Raw genomic sequence first — 16968 nt, forward strand, 5'->3', positions numbered from 1 at the left:
TTCCGTTTAAAATATATATAAAAGAATATATATTAGAAATAATTATTAACGCAATACGAATAAGCTTTTATGAGCATTGAAAAAATAAAAGATGTTAAACTTATTGCAGAAAATAATATTAAAGATATGTATGACGATACTATAACAAATTTTACAGTTAACAGCATAGTTAACAACAGTGACAGGTATGATGTATCAACTGAGTTTGATTATATTGGTTATCATTATACAGTGTATTTGAGTATTGATACTGATGGAAATATAACAAAATTTAGCCAGATAGCAAAAACGAAGATAGAATAGTTAATTATAAACTATTCAATAAAGCCTCAGGATATTGATGAACATGAATGTGATAGATAACGCGTGGAAAATTCCACTGTCAACGGGTGGGATATACAGAATTGTTATAAATGAAGATAGTCTGGAACTGTATAGAATTTTCTCAGGCAAATATATACAGAATAAACTTCAGCTCAGAAAGGATATAGATTACATCGATTCACTTATCGTACCTGGAGCTACTGATCCTGTTGAGCCCGCAGACTTATATTCAAAAATAAAACATACAGTGGAAATAATAACCGATAACTATGAAAAAGATTTAGCTGAAAAAACTAAAACAATAAATGAAAACAAAGATCCTGATGATTACGAGAAACTAAGATTTTCAGATATAACCAGGATAAAATTTCAGGAAGGCAAAGAGAAATTTCCAGAGTTAACCCTTAATAATCAAAAATTTATTCTGCCATCAAGGAACTTTATTGAACTTAATAGCAGTGATAAGAAAAAATACGCAGAATACAATTCATTTGTTCAGGAAATAAAAAACAAAATTGACTTGAAGTAATCAGCATACTCCAGAATCTATAATTGCTTTATTTATTATGCCAGCAAACTCTTCAGGTTTATTTATGAATGGTGTATGCCCGGTCCCTTTTACTAGAATTAGCTGGCTTTGAGGTATTTTATCATTAATTATATGAGCATATGATACCGGTATTGTATTATCGTTCTCGCCCCATATTATTGTTGTCGGGCACTTTATTTTCAGGAATTCACCATCATTTATTTTTTCCTCTGGCCTCTTATTGTTTTCCATAATTTTTACAAGCGCATCTCTATTTTTATAATTTCTAACCTTCAATATAGAATTTATTATTTCATTCATTTCTTCAATGCTCCCTTCACTTATAGCAGGTGAAATCCCCGCACTGTCAATTAGGAACAGCATATCCGGCTCTATCATTCCTGATGCAAGTTTTAATGAGATCCAGCCCCCATAAGAATTTCCTGCAATGGAAAATTTTTTCAGGCCAAGTTCATTAATAATATCCATTATTGACTCAGCCTGCTGTTCTATAGTGTATACTATTTCCGGTTTATCAGAATGGCCATGCCCAAGAAGGTCTATAAATATTGGGCGAATACACCGATCCATGTAAGGTTCAGATTTTAACCATGTATTTCCGGTTCCGCCAAATCCATGCAAAAAAATTAAAGGATATCCACCGTTTCCATCAAGGTACGATATTTTTCCATATCTGGTTAGTCCATACTTCCTCTCCATATCTATTCCCTTGACCTTGCAGCAATTTTCATTGCCTCATCTATATTTTCAAGTTCCATTGCAATATCTGATACAGAATCATAAAGATATCCCACGGATTCCTTAAATTCCTTTTTATCCTTCTTTGTTTTTAAAGTATTCATTATGGAATCAATTTTATCAAGCCCACTTTTGCCAAGTTCAAATGCTGCATTAATATCACTATCCCTAAGTATATTTAATTTTCCATACAGTGCTTCGAAATAGTTTTCCCAGTCCTCAGTTTTTTCTGATAATTCCAGGACATTATCATATATTTTCATTGCTTCCGGCTGTTTTGATTTTAAGCTTGAAAGAGCTTCGGCTCTGGCATTATTTGTCAATGCAAAGAGCTGCGCATCTTTTATGCTGTCGGCTCTTGCAATTGCATCTTCAAAGTATGATAAGGCATCATCCCTTTTTCCGCTATCCAGATATATGTAACCTATATTCAGCATGTCCATTATTTCCAGGTCAGTATTTTCAAGTTTCCTGTGTATTTCAAGAGATATGTTAGCATATTTAAGTGGGTCTTCAATATTCTTGTGGTCAAGGGAAAAATAACACTGAGAAAGCTTGTAGGCAATTTCAGCTTTATCATCTTCAACTGTAATTATATCATAAGCTTTAACAAATTCCCTTATTGCATCCATAAATTTTTCCTTTTTTACAAACGAATCTCCATTTTTTATAAATTCTTCATAATCTTCCATGTTTATTCACCCGTGAATTTTTTAACCAGTTCGAGAGCATAAGTATAGCTGATGCTCTGTTTAGAAATCATTTCGGAAGCCACCGTATCTATAAGTTTACCACTGGCACCTGCTGCAATAGCTATATTCCTGGCATGCAACTTCATATGCCCTTGCTGTATCCCTTCTGCTGCCAGAGCCCTTAATGCAGCAAAATTCTGCGCAAGGCCTACACACGCAAGAATATTTGAAAATTCGCTTGAATTATCTATACCCATTATTTTCATTGCCAGCATTGCTTTTTTTGATGTTTTCGTTGCTCCGCCAACAGTTCCAACAGCTACAGGAACCTTAATTGAACCAATTAGATTTCCCTCTTTATCTTTCTGGTAATCCGTTAATGGTTTATATCCACCAATGGACGCATAGGCATGAGAGTTTGCTTCCTGTGCCCTGAAATCATTCATCGTTGCAAGGAGAACAGCGTCAATTCCATTCATAATTCCCTTATTATGGGTAGTGGCACGATATATATCATTCTTTGCAAATTCACTGGCCCTTACAATTCTGTCAACAGTTTCGGGCCCAAGCATTTTGCCATCAAATTTTGCATATGCATATGTGATTCTTTCAGTGGTTAAATTACTCATAATCCTCAAATTGGCTCTGGAATCTGTTAATTCCTCAATATACCCAGAAACATATTCAAGCATTGTGTTTATTATATTTGCACCCATGGCATCGGCAACATCAATTATTATATTGATTATCAATTCATTATTTACAAAGTGTATTTCTATAGATTTTGCTCCCTTCTCCATGCTGGACAGTGTTTTTGATCTCGTATTTGCCATTTCAAGTATTTTCTCTTTATTTTGCATAATTTTTATTATTGCTTTATTCGGATCTGGAACGTCGTAAAGCTCAATTTCTCCACGCATAAACGAACCTGTGCTGTAAGCTATAAAGCCATCTGGCCGTGCATATCTTGCGCCGTTTGAGCATGCAGCGATAACCGATGGTTCTTCAATGCTCATCGGTATCATATACTCCTTTCCATTAACTCTAAAGTTGGTAGCGATGCCAACGGGGTAATCCATGATAGTGTATACATTTTCTATCATATTGCTTGCTGTATCCAGATCCATCCTGTAATCCATAACTTTCATATCCTCTACTGATAAGTTTGAAAATTCCCTTATTATCTCTCTTCTTTCTTCAACACTCATTTTGTGAAAGTTATGTATTATTGAATCCATACCATGTAATTATTAATAGATTATTAATTTTTATTGTAATTTAAAAATTTATTTTTTAAAAAAATGATTTAACTTATGTAGATATACATAATATAATGACCAAAAAAAATTACAAAAAGTATTTAAGTACGTTTGATGGACAGTCAATACTTGATTATCTAGGAAATAATGTAATAATAAACGAAAATTATGAATCTGTTGCACTTGAAATAATGGAAACAACAGTAAATAAAATAAAAACTAATTTTTCCTGTAAAATAAAGGAAAGTGCAATAAACGCTTTGAAACAGGCATACCATGCAGCAAAGAACGGCATGGCAAGTGCTGCATTTGAAAATACAAGATTCTTTCTGGAAAGAATTGCGCTCATAAAAATAATTTCATTGATGAAAATGGAGAATAATCCATATGAGCTTGCCCTTGAGCTTATTGAATGGCATAAACTGGTGGATAAAAAATTCATAATATACGGATTGCAGCAATTTACAGGAAGAATATGGCATTATACAGAGAAGAAAACTATACCTGAAGGAATATTAATTTTTCTCAGTGGTGTGCCACTGTGTGGGAACCATTCAAAAGCGTACGCAAAATATTCAAGGACAATAAATGAAATAGAGTCTGAAACAGGATTGAATATAAAAGAACAGTGTGCCAAATGTGGAAAAGAAGCTGTAAGATTTACAATTTCATTGCCCAAGGCTGGTGCTATACTTGGCCTGCTCGGCTTTTATACCGGGCGAGAAATTTCTGACCTTGGAAAATATTATGCAGATTACTCAAGAGTTCTTCATCCATATGGATTTTACAGTTATCCCTCAAATTATCTTATAAATTTATGGAGCATAGATTTTATCCGCCTTGCATTAAAGCTGGATAAAATAATATTTTAAACATTCTGACCGTCAAAATAAGTATGCCTTTTAGTAGCTTTTCCCTTTGAAAATGTATATACATCAACAAATGTTGTGTGAGATTTTTTTCCATCCTTTAAAATGCCATTGAATTCCCCTTCAACAATCACATATGGATCTTTTACCACGATATTAGATAATGTATGGTGCCCTTCCTTTATAACTCTGTTGCTTTTGTAAAATTCCTGAAATTTCTCCATACCAACAAGTGGTTCATAGCCAGGGCGCTTATAAACTATATCATCAGCAAACACAGAAAACAGTGTTTCAAGATCTCCCGCATCAACAGCAGCATAATACTTTTTTACCAGTTCTTCAAGATTTACCATTATCTAATATTCATTTAACTTATAAATTTTTTTCCCGGAAATATTCCAGTGTATATGTAACAGTGTACTTCATGCAATTATGGTTTAGCATTAATGCATTAGTTATAACTAAAATATACAATATACAAAAAACTTAATGATACTGTTAATAATCACTGTCATAATGTTAAAAAACAGAAGCATTATTTCAATTTCTGATTTAAGCGATGAGGAGATTAATGAGATTTTTTCGCAGGCAGATAAAATGCTTGAAAATCTGGAAACTGGACGGAAAATGAATATTATGTCATCCAAAATACTTGCAACACTTTTTTTCGAGCCAAGCACAAGGACAAGGCTTTCATTTGAATCTTCCATGGAAAGGTTGGGTGGTTCGGTAATAAGCATGGCCGATTCAAAAACATCCTCAGCATCAAAGGGAGAAACACTGGCCGATACAATAAGAATTGTGGAATCATATTCTGATATTATAGTAATCAGGCATCCTCTGGAAGGAGCAGCTCTCCTGGCATCAAGATTCTCATCAAAGCCAGTAATAAATGCAGGAGACGGCTCGGGCGAGCATCCAACTCAAACTTTGATAGACCTTTATACGATTAAAAAAGAATTGGGAGAAATAAACGGAAAAACTATAACTATAGTAGGGGACCTTAAGTATGGAAGGACGGTGCATTCCCTTCTTTCAGCACTTTCAAGATATAACGTTAAAGTCAATCTTGTTTCTCCAGAAAATCTCTCGTTGCCAAGGCATGTGTACAGTGAAGTAAAGGGGAAACTTGATCTCAATACAACAACTGACATTACAAAATATCTTTCTGATACCGATATCCTTTATGTTACAAGAATACAGAAAGAAAGATTTACTGATAAGAATGAATATGCAAAGCTTATTGGTTCATACAGAATAAGTTTAAATGACGTTGAGAAGCTAAAATCAGGAGCAATTATTTTGCATCCACTTCCAAGAGTAGATGAAATATCACCGGAAGTTGACAATACAAAGACGGCAAAATACTTTAAGCAGGCTTATTACGGAGTCCCTATTAGAATGGCCCTTATATCAATGATAGCAGGTGATTAAAATGGATACAACATTGAAAATTTCAAAAATAAAGGATGGAACAGTTATAGACCATATACCAAGTGGAAAGGCACTGAAAGTTCTGGCTATTCTCGGCATAGATAATTCAAATTCAATAAGCATTGGCATACATGTTATGAGTGGAAAACTGAAATTTAAGGATGTAATAAAAATAGAAAATAAGTACCTTGAAAAGCTCGAACTGGACAAAATTGCACTGATAGCTCATGAGGCCACAATCAGCATAATCAAAAACTATGAAATAATAGAGAAATTTACTCTCGATATGCCTGACAAATTTAAAGGAATTGTTAAATGCGCAAATCAGAACTGCATCACAAATTCAGGCGAGCCCATTAAATCTGAATTCAAAACAGTGAGCGTAGAGCCACTGACAATTAAATGCATATATTGCAGGAAAGAAATGGAAGGGGAAGAAATAATAAACAATATATAAAATTCAAAAAATCTTTTTATATGTCAATAATCAGGTAGCCTCCAGAGTTTTTCCATATTTTTTTCTTTTTAAGATTGTTTAATTCAATATTTTCAAGGCCATAGACAAAAGTTTCATATTCTCCACCTTCCCCTGCAATGTTTATCCCATTTATCAGGTTCAAAGCCTTTAAATGTTTTAAATAATTTTCATCAATTGTGGCTCCAAGGTCTTCTTCTGTAAATCCTTCGGCCGAAACAGAAACAATCATTGCCTTTATATTTCTAAGTAGAAGCTGATTTATTACGCATTCCTGTTTTTTTCTCCACAGTGGTGAATATACTATTGTATCTGTGCTGTAGCATATTTTTTCTATTCTGGTTTTCTGATAATCAGAGGCTATAGCTCCCGTAACTATTGCGTCAATGCCGTTTCTGCATAGATTCGATAAATAGAGTTTGTAATCATTTTCATTTATATACTTTATACCAAAGCCAAGAAGTGAAGCTGCGTATTCGGATATTTTTGAATTCGGATAATGAAACATCATAGAATACTCCTCCGGAACAACTGTAATTCCGTATAACATTTCATATCCCTGCTCCATTGCTATCATGGCCGATAAAAACGAATCCTTCCCACCTGAAAATAGTGCAACAGCTTTCATTTTATTCAATGGTCAAGGGTTACTCTGACATTAAGCTCATTTCCATCCTGAAGATGCAGATCTCTACGGAGAAATTTGTCCGAAATTATTTCAACTATATCTGTATAGCTGCTTCTTTCTGGGAATATAAGCCACGCATTTGTTCCATCTATTCTGCCCGAGAAACATTTCACACCGCCAAATGTCCTTTCCTTATCTTTAAAGCCTTCTATATGAATTCCTTCTGCACTTCTTATTCTCCTAAGTATATTTTCATATTCCGGTAATACTTTTATATTCAACGTGCCTGGATATGGAGAAATTCCAAGTTTGTTTAAAAACTGATCCATATAGCCTTTCTGCGAAATGTAATATTTCCCTTCCCCAAGGCCACTTTTTATCTCACCTTTCAGGTTAAATTCCTGGCGCATTTCAAGTATTGAGTTTAACTGATTTAATTCCGAATATAATAAATCAAGTGCAGGTTCAAGCAGAATAACCTTCTGCTTTCGGTTCTGCAACGTTCTCTCTATATATTTTTTATCTGAAAGTTCTATTATAAATCTAGATGCTGTTTGCTGGCTTACATTTAACGCTTTAGCAAGCTCTCCGGATGAAATATAAACTGTATTTCCAGACCCTGCCATTTTTTTAATGATCTTTACAGTATTGTATAAGTTATAGTCCATGAACAGTATATCTATATTATATAAATAATATTTTTAAAATAAGCATAAAATCAATAAAATTTGAGGCCGTGCCTGCCAGTTATAGTAACACATGATACGCCTTTATTCTTTAATATTTTCAGGAATTTTCTATCATTAGTAAGAACCCCTGCATTAAGGGCTCTGGCCGTCATCATTATACAAAAATCCCCTTCACCTCTGGAATCCACATGATCAAATCTTTCACTGTATTGAAGTGCTGCTTTTGCATACCATTTTGTCTTTCCAAGCCCTTTGAGTTCTACGGTAACGCAATCGGGCACCGCTGGTTTTACTCCTGGTAAAATATACTTTATTTCTTCTTCCAGGTTTATTCTGTTTTGTATTGCATATATTAAAGAATTGGTATCAAGAAGAATGATTTCCATTATTTTACTACTTCTCCAATGGCAATGTTTTTTCTTATTTTCTTAACGAGAATTTTTACATGTTCTCCTCTCTTTGTTCCAGGAATATATATTGTATAATCTCCAAAAAATGCATGCCCCTCGCCTGACCTGCCCAACTCATTTATGACAACATCATAAGTCTTGCCCTCAGTCAGCTCATCTTCATTTTCTTTAATTTCCCTTGAGGCCTTTATAGGATGTTCTGCACCGCATGCCTTGCACACAAGAAGGTATGTACGTCCTACTTTTTCAATTGTTGTGTCTGGCGATGAGCACTCATAGCAGAGTACATATGTAGCCATATATGCATTGATCTTATCCTTTATTTCTTCTTCTTTAAGTTTTCTGTTTATAATCAAGCGCCTACCTGAAATAGTGGCTCCAATTCCAAATTCCTTTGTAAGATATTTAACAAGGTCTTCTGGATTTCTGTTAAGCATATCTGTAATATCAATAAAATTCCGAATAATTGTTGCCTTTCCTTCGTAAATTATTTCCGGCTCTGGCACTTTTAATCTTTCTTCAGTTCTGTTTTTAGACGATAGAACTCCAGACGCATCATCAAGCAATTTATTATAATCAAATTCCATGTTATAGGATTCCAAACTTGTTAATTAATATTGTTTTATTATTATTTATTAAAATTAAATGTACATAATAAAAATATGAAATTTATTAAGAATTTCAAATAATAAAAAATTCTATAAAAGCCGTGTTTTAATATAAAATAAATTATGTACATTATTTGATTTATAATATTAAAACGTACAAATTGTATAAAATGTATGTACAATACATAAATTTAAATACTTCTATCTGTTAACTTTAATAATGAATGAAAAGAACGGGAAACTTACAATACGCATTTCCGATGATGAACTTGATGAAATAGATTCTTTTCTTTCATCCAATAACACTTATGCCAGCAGATCTGAATTTATCAGAATGGCCGTACTGGAATATATTTCTATTAAGAGAGTGGGCATAATAACTAAAAACAATAGCATACATCCAGATCCATTAATAGAAAAGGCGATCAGTAAAATGGTTGCAGCTGGATATTATAAAAGCATTGACAGTGCATATGAAGATATTATAAAAGAGGCATGGAATCATAATATAGTTTCAGAAATGTTGAAAAGTGAAGATAGTGAGTATAGCAAAATAGAAAAAATACTGGGAGGAGAAAAAGAATATGATAAACTATGATGAACTTGAAGGAATGATGGCCAATGTGGATTTTAAGTATTTTACATTCATATCCGACAATCGTGAAATATTTAAAGGTTTAAGCAGCAAGATGAAGGAAACAAGTAACTTTTTTGCAATGCAAAAGCTTGTAAATAAAATATCTGTTGATGAATATACAAACAGATCTTTGCAGAAAGTTGAACAGGATGGAAACGTTGTAATAGAAAGAGAAATTGAAACGCCAAAATACAAATTTATTAGAAACGGCATATTTAATTCAATAGATCAGGCCATGCCGCTTCTGACTGATGGCTCCATCATATCAGTGCTGATTGATTCATCAAATACATTCTCGTCTTTATGCAATGACCTTTCTTCCAAAGGAATTCTTTTCCTGCATGTAAAATACAGCAATGGAAAATTTCATATTAATGGTAGAGACTTCATTTCATTCAGTAAGTTTAGAAAATTCCTTATGGAAAATTATTATCCTTAATTTTCCCATTAATAACTGATACATATATTTCCTCCAGATTATCAAATTTCTCAACATAATCTATTTTAAGCCCACTTTTTATTAAGCCACTGATTATATCACTGTTGCTTATTGCTGGCTCTTTTTCTATTATAATTGTATTTCCATCCCTGGAATAATTTTTTATACCTTCTCCTGTAATCTCCATATTATTTTCTGCTGTAATTTTTATAAGGCTCTTCTCTGGATATACAACAGAATCATATTCTATTTTCCCACTGTTTATTATTATTGTCCTATCGCACAATTCGCGTGCTTCCGAAATAAGATGTGTGCTGAGTAGCACAAGATGGTCTCTTGATAGCCCTTTTATAATATTCCTTATATCGACCATTCCCTTCGGGTCAAGCCCAAAAGTTGGTTCATCAAGAATTATTATTTCTGGGTTTCCAAGCATTGCAACTGAAAGCGCAAGTCTTTGCTTCATGCCGCGGGAATAGTCACCGGTTTTCCTTTCCATAAATTTATTTAATTCTGTTAATTCACCGAGGCGCTTTATATCATCCCTGAAGTCATTCCTGCTCATCCCCTTGATTTTTGAGGTGAATTCCATTATCTCATATCCTGTCAGATAACTGTAAAATTCCGGCTGTTCAATAAGTGCACCAACAGATGCCAGTGCCTTCTCCGGATATATAGCAACGTTTACACCATTGAGTTCTACTTTCCCTTTTGAAGGCTTTATTATGTTGGTAGCAAGTTTTAGTATTGTGGTTTTGCCTGCACCGTTTGGGCCAAGCAAGCCAGTGCATCCATGCCCTTCTATTTTGAGGTTGATTGAATTAAGTGCTCGAATTTTCCCATAATTTTTTGTTAATTCTTCCATATTTATTTCCATTATGAAACCTCCTTCTTCTCGAATAAAAGCATACCTACTACCAGTGCTACAACACCGTATATTATCATAATAAGTGCAGAAAGCATTATATCAGAAAATGGGGCTGGATTTATATCTATATGGCTTACAAAGGCATTTCCAGGATTTATATTAATATAAACTCTTTCAATTATGCTAGCAGCATCATTCAGGAAATATACTGGTGTATATTTGTATAACAGTTCTATTATAAATGAACCTGCTTCAAAAAATATGTAATATATAACAAAAACAGTGATATACGCATACGTATTTTTATTGAAAATTGCGCTTATGAGGAAAGTTACTGCCATTATGCTAAATATAAATAGTAAAATCATTACAAAAGATTCCAGAAAATAAGTTACAGGAATTTGATGAAGCAGCAAAGATAAAGTGAACACCTCAAATATAAGATATATGCCTATAATAAATAGTGTAACGGTAAATGCAGCAAAATATTTTCCAAAAAATAATTTATATCTGTTTATTGGTAGTGGAAATATATAATATGCAGTTTTGTTTTCTATTTCACTGGATATTGCTGGTGAGCCAAAGAACACGGAAGCGAATACCGGCACATAGAGAAGTACGAGAGTCCACAGGTAATAAAATAGTTCTACTTTTAAAGATACCGGAAATACAGTACTGCCCAAAAATTTAGGCAGGTCATTTACGTACTTAAAGGAGAAATAAGACATCATGGACCCAATTAAAATTATAAGGAAAAGCATAAGAAAAAAACTTCTTGACCTGTAATAATTCTTAACATACTGTATATAAATGGTTAATGACTTTATCATATTAATCTAATGAAACTCCCTTATTTAATGTTTTAAGTAATGCTGACAAACTTGTATAGCCCTTATCAATGTTTAAATGGATCATGCCATTAGAAGCTGATAAAGTACCATTTCCTATTATGTTATTCACATTTGGGTTTGAAATAAGCCCTGAAATCAATATTTCATCCACTTTAAGGTCATCTTTACTTGCAGGCATTATATTTATGTATGATTTATTTGCTGTTGAATCTATGGTAATGTAGCTTATTGTGGGAATAGTATTATTAACTCTGTAATATGCTGAAACATTATAACTCTGGTTTAGGTAGCCTTGAAGCTGGACAGCATCCTGTGAGCTCAGGCGATCTTTAATTGATTCATTTATTGCATTTTGCTCTCCCATTACGACATAATTGCCTGATGTTTCATATGCAAATATGTTTACAGTAGTATTCAGGTTTTTGCCGGTATAGTTGGCAAGTTTTACCAGCAATCCAGAAATATTAACATTCTGAAGTTCGTAAACAGTAACACCGTCATATGTACTTGTTTTTACATTTGATCCGGAAAACGGATTTCCATTATTGCTGGATGTAATGGCCGCGCTATTTGAGGAGGTAAAATTAGAATCGAGAATAGATGTGGATGAAGTATTCGCAACCACTCCAAAGCTGCCGCCATCAAGGTATACAAAATATTCGCTTCCATTATTATGAACCGCAGAAATCATGGTAGAATTTCCAGGTATATAATCAAAAGGCTGAGATGATGTTGATATATTTGATTCTAAATAATATTCATATGCAAAATATGCTGAAGGTGCTATTATTGCAGCCGCAATTATGATTACAATAATTTTTGTAGTTTGAGGTTTCACATATACACATATAAATCTAATTGAAAAACCTTTTGAAATTAATAAACATTAATATATTAATCATTTTGAATTAATTAACATTGTTTGTATTATTTTTAAGTATATTTGAAGAAGGGCTACAACATTTAAAATTCGTTCTGAATACATTCTTGCATAATTGCAAGTTTACAGTATTTCAAAATTGGTGCGCTTATAATGCGATTAAATGAATATATTAAATAGAAAAAAGTAATAATGATAGCGAGCTCCGGTAGTGTAGCCAGGCCAAGCATTAGGGACTCTCAATCCCCCGACTCGGGTCCAAATCCCGGCCGGAGCAACCCGTATTTTGTTTTAATATATTGAAATCGCAATTATTATATTCTTTTTATACATAAATATGGTATGTTTGAATCTTCCCGTTCTTACTTTCTAAAAATGAACCACATAATCGTCCCGATGTTCAGGGGCACCAATTCCAGCAAAATTCTAAAACTTTCCTATGATATAGCCAGAAATTTCAATTCCGAAATAACCGCAATAACAATTCGGGAGAGATCATCCATTGGGAATAATTCTGCAAGGCTCAGCCTCGTAACCGATGCTTATAATGAAGGAAAAAAGGCTGGAATTAAAGTGATCCCCAAGATACAAACATTCGATAATGCAAGGGATGGAATAATTACTGAAACAACAGGGCATAACTATGATATTATTTTCATTTCAACAAGAAAAAGGTCAATGCTCTCCAGTTCCATTTTTGGAAATATCGGAGATTATATACTGAAGAATTCTACAATACCGGCCGCAATACTGAGTTCAGGTGACCGGGAATACCCATATGCAAATATTTTATTGCCCATATCGGAATCCATAAACACGCGGGCGGCAGTTTATTTTGCAATACAGCTGGCCAAATTAAATAAATCACACATAACTTTGCTTGATTTAAGAAAATATGATAGGGGCACAGTTCATCAGTTTAAGACTCTTATAGACAATCCAGCAGCTCTTTCTGATAGCATGATTGATATTAGAATTATAAGAGCCGGCGGTTTAACAGGAATTAAAGAAGAAGTAGGAAGCTATATAAAATCGGATAATCCAGATTGCATAATAGTTGGAACGAAAAAAACAAATAACTACAGAATGACATCTGACATCAAATTTATAATTAAGGAGCCAGATATTGATACTATACTGGTAAAAAAATAACAAAAAAATGTTTTATACGTAATGGCAATTATTCAAAATGCTTTATGAAAATGAAAGAAATATTGTTTTAAATGCATGCCGGGAAATGGTAAAAAGCAATTTAACAGTGGGTTCCTGGGGAAATATTAGCATGAGAACTTCAGATGGCAATGTGGTAATAACACCAAGCGGCACAAATTATTCTAAAAGTACTGCAGAGGATATGGTAGTAACAGATTTAAATGGAAAAATAATTGATGGAGACCTTAAGCCATCAAGCGAGCGGCTGATGCATTATGAAATATATAGGAACAGGAAGGATGTTATGGCAATAGTGCACACGCATTCAATATACTCTTCTGTACTTTCTGTAACAGATGATAGAATTCCACCAGTAACCGAGGACACTGCAATGCTGCTTGGCAATGGAGTTAACGTTTCTAAATATGCACTTACCGGTACATTAGAACTGGCGAAATATGTTGTTGAGGGATTATCTTCCAATAATGCTACAATAATGAAAAATCATGGTGCTGTCTCGGTAGGAAAAGACATGGAAAGAGCAATAGTAGCATCGCAGGTTTTAGAAAAATCAGCAAAGATATTCATCACTGCGAAACTTCTGGGAACTGTTAATGTGCTTCCAGATCAGGATGTAACAGAACTTATGAAAATGTCGGATAATTACCTGAACCAGTGGAAGAACTGGAAATAATTAAAATAATTCCTTTGCCATGTACGGTCCAAGCCTTTCATAACCGTATTTTCTAAAATAATTTCTAACACCTATTCCGGAAATAATTATAATGCGTTTTTTATCATATTCTTCTTTAGATATGCGTTCAGCCTCATCCAGAAGTTTTTTACCAAATCCATGATGCTGCCAGTTTTCACTTGATTCCGAACCTATCGGCACGATATTTCCCATAACTTTTATTTCCCGAATGACAGATGAAAATAAAACTTCCTTTCTGTGTGCATTATCAGATGGCATTCTTAATCTTAAATAGCCTATAATATCATTTTTTGAGTTCTCAAAGGAAAGGAATATTTCATCACCGCCTGCTGCCCTGTAATTTCTCCTTACAAGTTTATAGTCCTCCGAGAACGAATCCTTAACTATTCCTACTTCTCTGGTTCTGATTTCCATGGTTTTTATATTCATATTTTTCATTTCCATGTCTACAAGGTTATGCAAATCACTTCTTTTTACTCCAGCCTCAATAAAATTTACAGGTATATCTCTCTGCATCCTCATGACCCTGACCCATGGAGGCATGTTTTTCATGAAATATGTTACCATCCTGACAACTTTTTCAGTATCATATGGAACATATTGCCCTTTTTTCCAGTAAGTGTAAAGAGCAGTATTTTTGACAACAAGGGTTGGATATATTTTTAGCATGTCGGGCTTAAAATTATCATCAGACATTGCAATATCAAAACTTTTAATATCCTCTTTATAAGAAGAACCATACATACCCGGCATTAAATGATAAAGTATTTTTAATCCCGCATCCCTTGCCATTTGTGTTGACCTTATGATTTCCTCAATTCCGTGCCCTCTTCTGTTAATGCGAAGTATCTGATCATTAAGCACCTGAATGCCAAGTTCTACCTTTGTAGTTCCATAATGCAAAGCCTCATCGATTTCATTTTCGTTAAACCAGTCCGGCTTTGTTTCTATGGTCATACCCACACAGCGCCTCTGTTCGAATTCATTTTCCAGAATGGCTTCGTCAAGTGATTTTGATATTATTTTATTCATTCCATCAATGCAGCCCTTGACAAATTCTTCCTGATATGTCTTTGTTCTTGCAGTAAATGTGCCTCCCATAATAATAAGGTCTACTTTGCTTGTGTCGTGGCCTATAGTTTCAAGCTGCTTTAATCTGTTAAATACAATATTGTAAGAATCGTAATAATTGTTTTTACCTCTAAGTGCAGATGGCTCATAGCCTGTATATGACTGTGGAGAATTACTGTCAACGCCACCTGGGCAGAATATGCATTTTCCATGCGGGCATGCCTCAGGTGACGTCATTGCTGCAACAACAGCAACACCCGAAACAGTTCTTGTGGGTTTTTTCCTCAATAACTGAATGAACCTCCTGTTATTCCTATAATTCAATATTTCAACATCACTGGGAACCACATCAAGGTAGAATTTTTTGGATAATAATAATTTCTCCTTCTGAAGCTGTTCCTTATCTTTTATTTTTCCGTTTATTATTTCAGAAGTTATTTCATCATAAAAGTCCATAATAAATGATAATTGTGTATGGTTATAAATTTTTATTCATTCCAGTATCATCATCATCATTATTATTATTCTGTTGCTGTTCCCTGTATTTCTTTCGACCCATTGATCTTATCATAAAAGATAATGCTATAACAATAATCAGGATAAGAAAGTCATAATCCGCAGGTATGCCAAGAAAGTTTGAAAGCAGTATAATAACAATTGCTACAAGGAAAACTACATTGGATAAAATTGCATAAATGCGTGGCATTCTATACATGTTCGCCCTTTTAGCCTGTGCATTATTTGGATTATTATAAGTGGTTTTGACATAAGGTGACATTACGCTCATATATACAACAGCAGGCACTTCATCATTCATATAATCATACGTTCCAGTAAGCACTCCTGCACCGAATGTCAGTGTTCCAATTTTTGTTCCATCCGATAACATATCCATTTTCCTGGTATTATTATCTGCATATGGCTTTGATAGTGAGTATGTTCTTCCATTATAATTCATAATAAGATTTCTGGAAATACTGCCCATATCCATAGATCCCTGGCTGATCTTATAACCTCCTGGAGCCTTATCAATATCAATACTCTGTAATCCTGATGCATTAGTTATCTCTATTGATTTTGCTCCTAAGCTGGAAGAATTGGATTTTATCGCATATACAACATTATCGTCCTGATATATATTTCCGTCTTTATATGTATATTCCACACTTATCAATTAAAACATATTATATTATTCTTTCTATAATTTATTTTTTAAAAGTTTAATCATAAGTTTAATCATTAAAATATAATTATTATAATTGATTGATATTGAACAGGTAAAATTAAAAGGGCTTTAGCAGTTAAAGGAAAATATTAAATATTATTGGGGAACATTGATATAATATATGGAGAAACTTTACACACTCAGAGATGCCTGCAGGCTCTTGCAGATCCATCCCACAACATTAAGAATGTGGGACAGGGAAGGAAAGATAAAATGCGTGAGAATGCAGAATAATTTCAGGAGAATACCTGAAAGTGAGATTAACAGAATTCTTGGAATACAGAACGGAAGAGTTACTTACATCTATGCAAGGGTTTCCTCAATAGAGCAGAAGGAAGACCTTGAAAGACAGATCACCAGACTGAAATTAATTTCCCCAGGATGTAAAGTATTTTCAGACATAAACAGTGGCATGAGATTCAACAGGAAAGGATTCATGGATCTTCTTGATCTG

At 33.7% G+C, this 16968-nt stretch carries 23 protein-coding genes and 1 tRNA gene; 11 read left to right on the plus strand and 13 right to left on the minus strand.

Annotated features, from left to right (window positions below; genetic code table 11):
- The first annotated feature begins 69 nt into the window (after window positions 1-69).
- Both WKI77_RS01865 and WKI77_RS01870 read left to right on the plus strand, forming a co-directional pair.
- The gene (locus WKI77_RS01865) at window positions 70-303 is read left to right on the plus strand and encodes a hypothetical protein (RefSeq protein WP_337860134.1); all 234 of its coding nucleotides are present in this window, start codon (window positions 70-72) and stop codon (window positions 301-303) included.
- 43 nt (window positions 304-346) lie between these two features.
- Window positions 347-853, plus strand: a complete 507-nt coding sequence (locus WKI77_RS01870) for a hypothetical protein (protein ID WP_337860135.1) — start codon at window positions 347-349, stop codon at window positions 851-853.
- On the opposite strand, the gene WKI77_RS01875 is transcribed toward WKI77_RS01870, so the two are convergent.
- From WKI77_RS01875 to WKI77_RS01885, 3 genes are read right to left on the minus strand one after another with little or no spacing between them, the layout of a single operon-like run.
- On the minus strand, window positions 854-1573 hold the full coding sequence (locus tag WKI77_RS01875; protein ID WP_337860136.1) for an alpha/beta hydrolase: 720 nt from the start codon (window positions 1571-1573) through the stop codon (window positions 854-856).
- A 2-nt stretch (window positions 1574-1575) separates the two neighbouring features.
- The gene (locus WKI77_RS01880; protein ID WP_337860137.1) at window positions 1576-2304 is read right to left on the minus strand and encodes a tetratricopeptide repeat protein; all 729 of its coding nucleotides are present in this window, start codon (window positions 2302-2304) and stop codon (window positions 1576-1578) included.
- 2 nt (window positions 2305-2306) lie between these two features.
- Window positions 2307-3542: a hydroxymethylglutaryl-CoA reductase, degradative gene (locus WKI77_RS01885; protein ID WP_337860138.1), complete on the minus strand. Its 1236-nt coding sequence runs from the start codon at window positions 3540-3542 to the stop codon at window positions 2307-2309.
- 95 nt (window positions 3543-3637) lie between these two features.
- Here WKI77_RS01885 and WKI77_RS01890 point away from each other — a divergent pair, with 95 nt between their 5' ends.
- Window positions 3638-4435, plus strand: coding sequence for a hypothetical protein (locus tag WKI77_RS01890; protein ID WP_337860139.1), 798 nt, complete (start codon window positions 3638-3640; stop codon window positions 4433-4435).
- Here the strand turns inward: WKI77_RS01890 and WKI77_RS01895 are convergent.
- Complete coding sequence (locus WKI77_RS01895; RefSeq protein WP_337860140.1) at window positions 4432-4785, minus strand: nuclear transport factor 2 family protein; 354 nt, start codon at window positions 4783-4785, stop codon at window positions 4432-4434. The two genes, WKI77_RS01890 and WKI77_RS01895, sit on opposite strands and share 4 nt — an antisense overlap.
- A gap of 136 nt (window positions 4786-4921) precedes the next feature.
- Here WKI77_RS01895 and pyrB point away from each other — a divergent pair, with 136 nt between their 5' ends.
- Both pyrB and pyrI read left to right on the plus strand, forming a co-directional pair.
- On the plus strand, window positions 4922-5866 hold the full coding sequence (gene pyrB / locus WKI77_RS01900) for an aspartate carbamoyltransferase (protein ID WP_337860141.1): 945 nt from the start codon (window positions 4922-4924) through the stop codon (window positions 5864-5866).
- Window position 5867: 1 nt separating this feature from the next.
- Entirely contained in the window at window positions 5868-6323 is a 456-nt protein-coding gene (gene pyrI / locus WKI77_RS01905) for an aspartate carbamoyltransferase regulatory subunit (RefSeq protein ID WP_337860142.1), read from the plus strand.
- A gap of 16 nt (window positions 6324-6339) precedes the next feature.
- Here pyrI and WKI77_RS01910 read toward each other — a convergent pair whose 3' ends face one another.
- From WKI77_RS01910 to WKI77_RS01925, 4 genes are read right to left on the minus strand one after another with little or no spacing between them, the layout of a single operon-like run.
- Complete coding sequence (locus WKI77_RS01910; protein ID WP_337860143.1) at window positions 6340-6969, minus strand: diphthine--ammonia ligase; 630 nt, start codon at window positions 6967-6969, stop codon at window positions 6340-6342.
- A 5-nt stretch (window positions 6970-6974) separates the two neighbouring features.
- A complete protein-coding gene (locus WKI77_RS01915) occupies window positions 6975-7637 on the minus strand; it encodes a DUF120 domain-containing protein (protein ID WP_337860144.1) in 663 nt (220 codons plus the stop codon).
- A 50-nt stretch (window positions 7638-7687) separates the two neighbouring features.
- Window positions 7688-8044, minus strand: a complete 357-nt coding sequence (locus WKI77_RS01920; RefSeq protein WP_337860145.1) for a PIN domain-containing protein — start codon at window positions 8042-8044, stop codon at window positions 7688-7690.
- The gene (locus WKI77_RS01925; protein ID WP_337860146.1) at window positions 8044-8655 is read right to left on the minus strand and encodes a translation initiation factor IF-2 subunit beta; all 612 of its coding nucleotides are present in this window, start codon (window positions 8653-8655) and stop codon (window positions 8044-8046) included. Before WKI77_RS01925 ends, WKI77_RS01920 begins: the two co-directional genes overlap by 1 nt.
- Window positions 8656-8896: 241 nt before the next feature.
- Here WKI77_RS01925 and WKI77_RS01930 point away from each other — a divergent pair, with 241 nt between their 5' ends.
- Window positions 8897-9274 (plus strand): ribbon-helix-helix domain-containing protein, encoded by a 378-nt coding sequence (locus WKI77_RS01930; RefSeq protein WP_337860147.1) that lies wholly within the window; start codon window positions 8897-8899, stop codon window positions 9272-9274.
- Window positions 9261-9752 carry a hypothetical protein gene (locus WKI77_RS01935; protein WP_337860148.1) on the plus strand — a complete coding sequence of 164 codons (492 nt, stop codon included), beginning with the start codon at window positions 9261-9263 and terminating at the stop codon, window positions 9750-9752. The genes WKI77_RS01930 and WKI77_RS01935 overlap by 14 nt, the downstream gene beginning before the upstream one ends.
- Here WKI77_RS01935 and WKI77_RS01940 read toward each other — a convergent pair.
- The 3 genes from WKI77_RS01940 to WKI77_RS01950 are packed head-to-tail and all read right to left on the minus strand — an operon-like array spanning window position 9730 to window position 12309.
- A complete protein-coding gene (locus WKI77_RS01940; protein WP_337860149.1) occupies window positions 9730-10629 on the minus strand; it encodes an ABC transporter ATP-binding protein in 900 nt (299 codons plus the stop codon). The two genes, WKI77_RS01935 and WKI77_RS01940, sit on opposite strands and share 23 nt — an antisense overlap.
- Window positions 10629-11450 (minus strand): ABC transporter permease, encoded by an 822-nt coding sequence (locus WKI77_RS01945; RefSeq protein WP_337860150.1) that lies wholly within the window; start codon window positions 11448-11450, stop codon window positions 10629-10631. The genes WKI77_RS01940 and WKI77_RS01945 overlap by 1 nt, the downstream gene beginning before the upstream one ends.
- Before the next feature lies 1 nt (window position 11451).
- Window positions 11452-12309: a hypothetical protein gene (locus tag WKI77_RS01950; protein ID WP_337860151.1), complete on the minus strand. Its 858-nt coding sequence runs from the start codon at window positions 12307-12309 to the stop codon at window positions 11452-11454.
- Window positions 12310-12553: 244 nt separating this feature from the next.
- Between WKI77_RS01950 and WKI77_RS01955 the strand changes: the two genes are divergently transcribed.
- The 3 genes from WKI77_RS01955 to WKI77_RS01965 all read left to right on the plus strand — a co-directional run bounded on the left by WKI77_RS01955 (window position 12554) and on the right by WKI77_RS01965 (window position 14197).
- Window positions 12554-12628 (plus strand) — tRNA-Glu (locus tag WKI77_RS01955).
- Between the two features lie 65 nt (window positions 12629-12693).
- Complete coding sequence (locus WKI77_RS01960; RefSeq protein ID WP_337860152.1) at window positions 12694-13503, plus strand: universal stress protein; 810 nt, start codon at window positions 12694-12696, stop codon at window positions 13501-13503.
- A 37-nt stretch (window positions 13504-13540) separates the two neighbouring features.
- Window positions 13541-14197, plus strand: coding sequence for a class II aldolase/adducin family protein (locus WKI77_RS01965; protein WP_337860153.1), 657 nt, complete (start codon window positions 13541-13543; stop codon window positions 14195-14197).
- On the opposite strand, the gene WKI77_RS01970 is transcribed toward WKI77_RS01965, so the two are convergent.
- On the minus strand, window positions 14198-15745 hold the full coding sequence (locus WKI77_RS01970) for a tRNA uridine(34) 5-carboxymethylaminomethyl modification radical SAM/GNAT enzyme Elp3 (RefSeq protein WP_337860154.1): 1548 nt from the start codon (window positions 15743-15745) through the stop codon (window positions 14198-14200). It lies immediately after the preceding gene.
- Between the two features lie 22 nt (window positions 15746-15767).
- Window positions 15768-16454 carry a hypothetical protein gene (locus WKI77_RS01975; protein ID WP_337860155.1) on the minus strand — a complete coding sequence of 229 codons (687 nt, stop codon included), beginning with the start codon at window positions 16452-16454 and terminating at the stop codon, window positions 15768-15770.
- 181 nt (window positions 16455-16635) lie between these two features.
- Between WKI77_RS01975 and WKI77_RS01980 the strand changes: the two genes are divergently transcribed.
- A partial coding sequence (locus WKI77_RS01980) for a helix-turn-helix domain-containing protein (RefSeq protein WP_337860156.1) occupies window positions 16636-16968 on the plus strand: 333 nt, incomplete at its 3' end.

This window comes from Ferroplasma sp. (assembly GCF_037442045.1).
Taxonomy (GTDB): Archaea; Thermoplasmatota; Thermoplasmata; order Thermoplasmatales; family Thermoplasmataceae; genus Ferroplasma.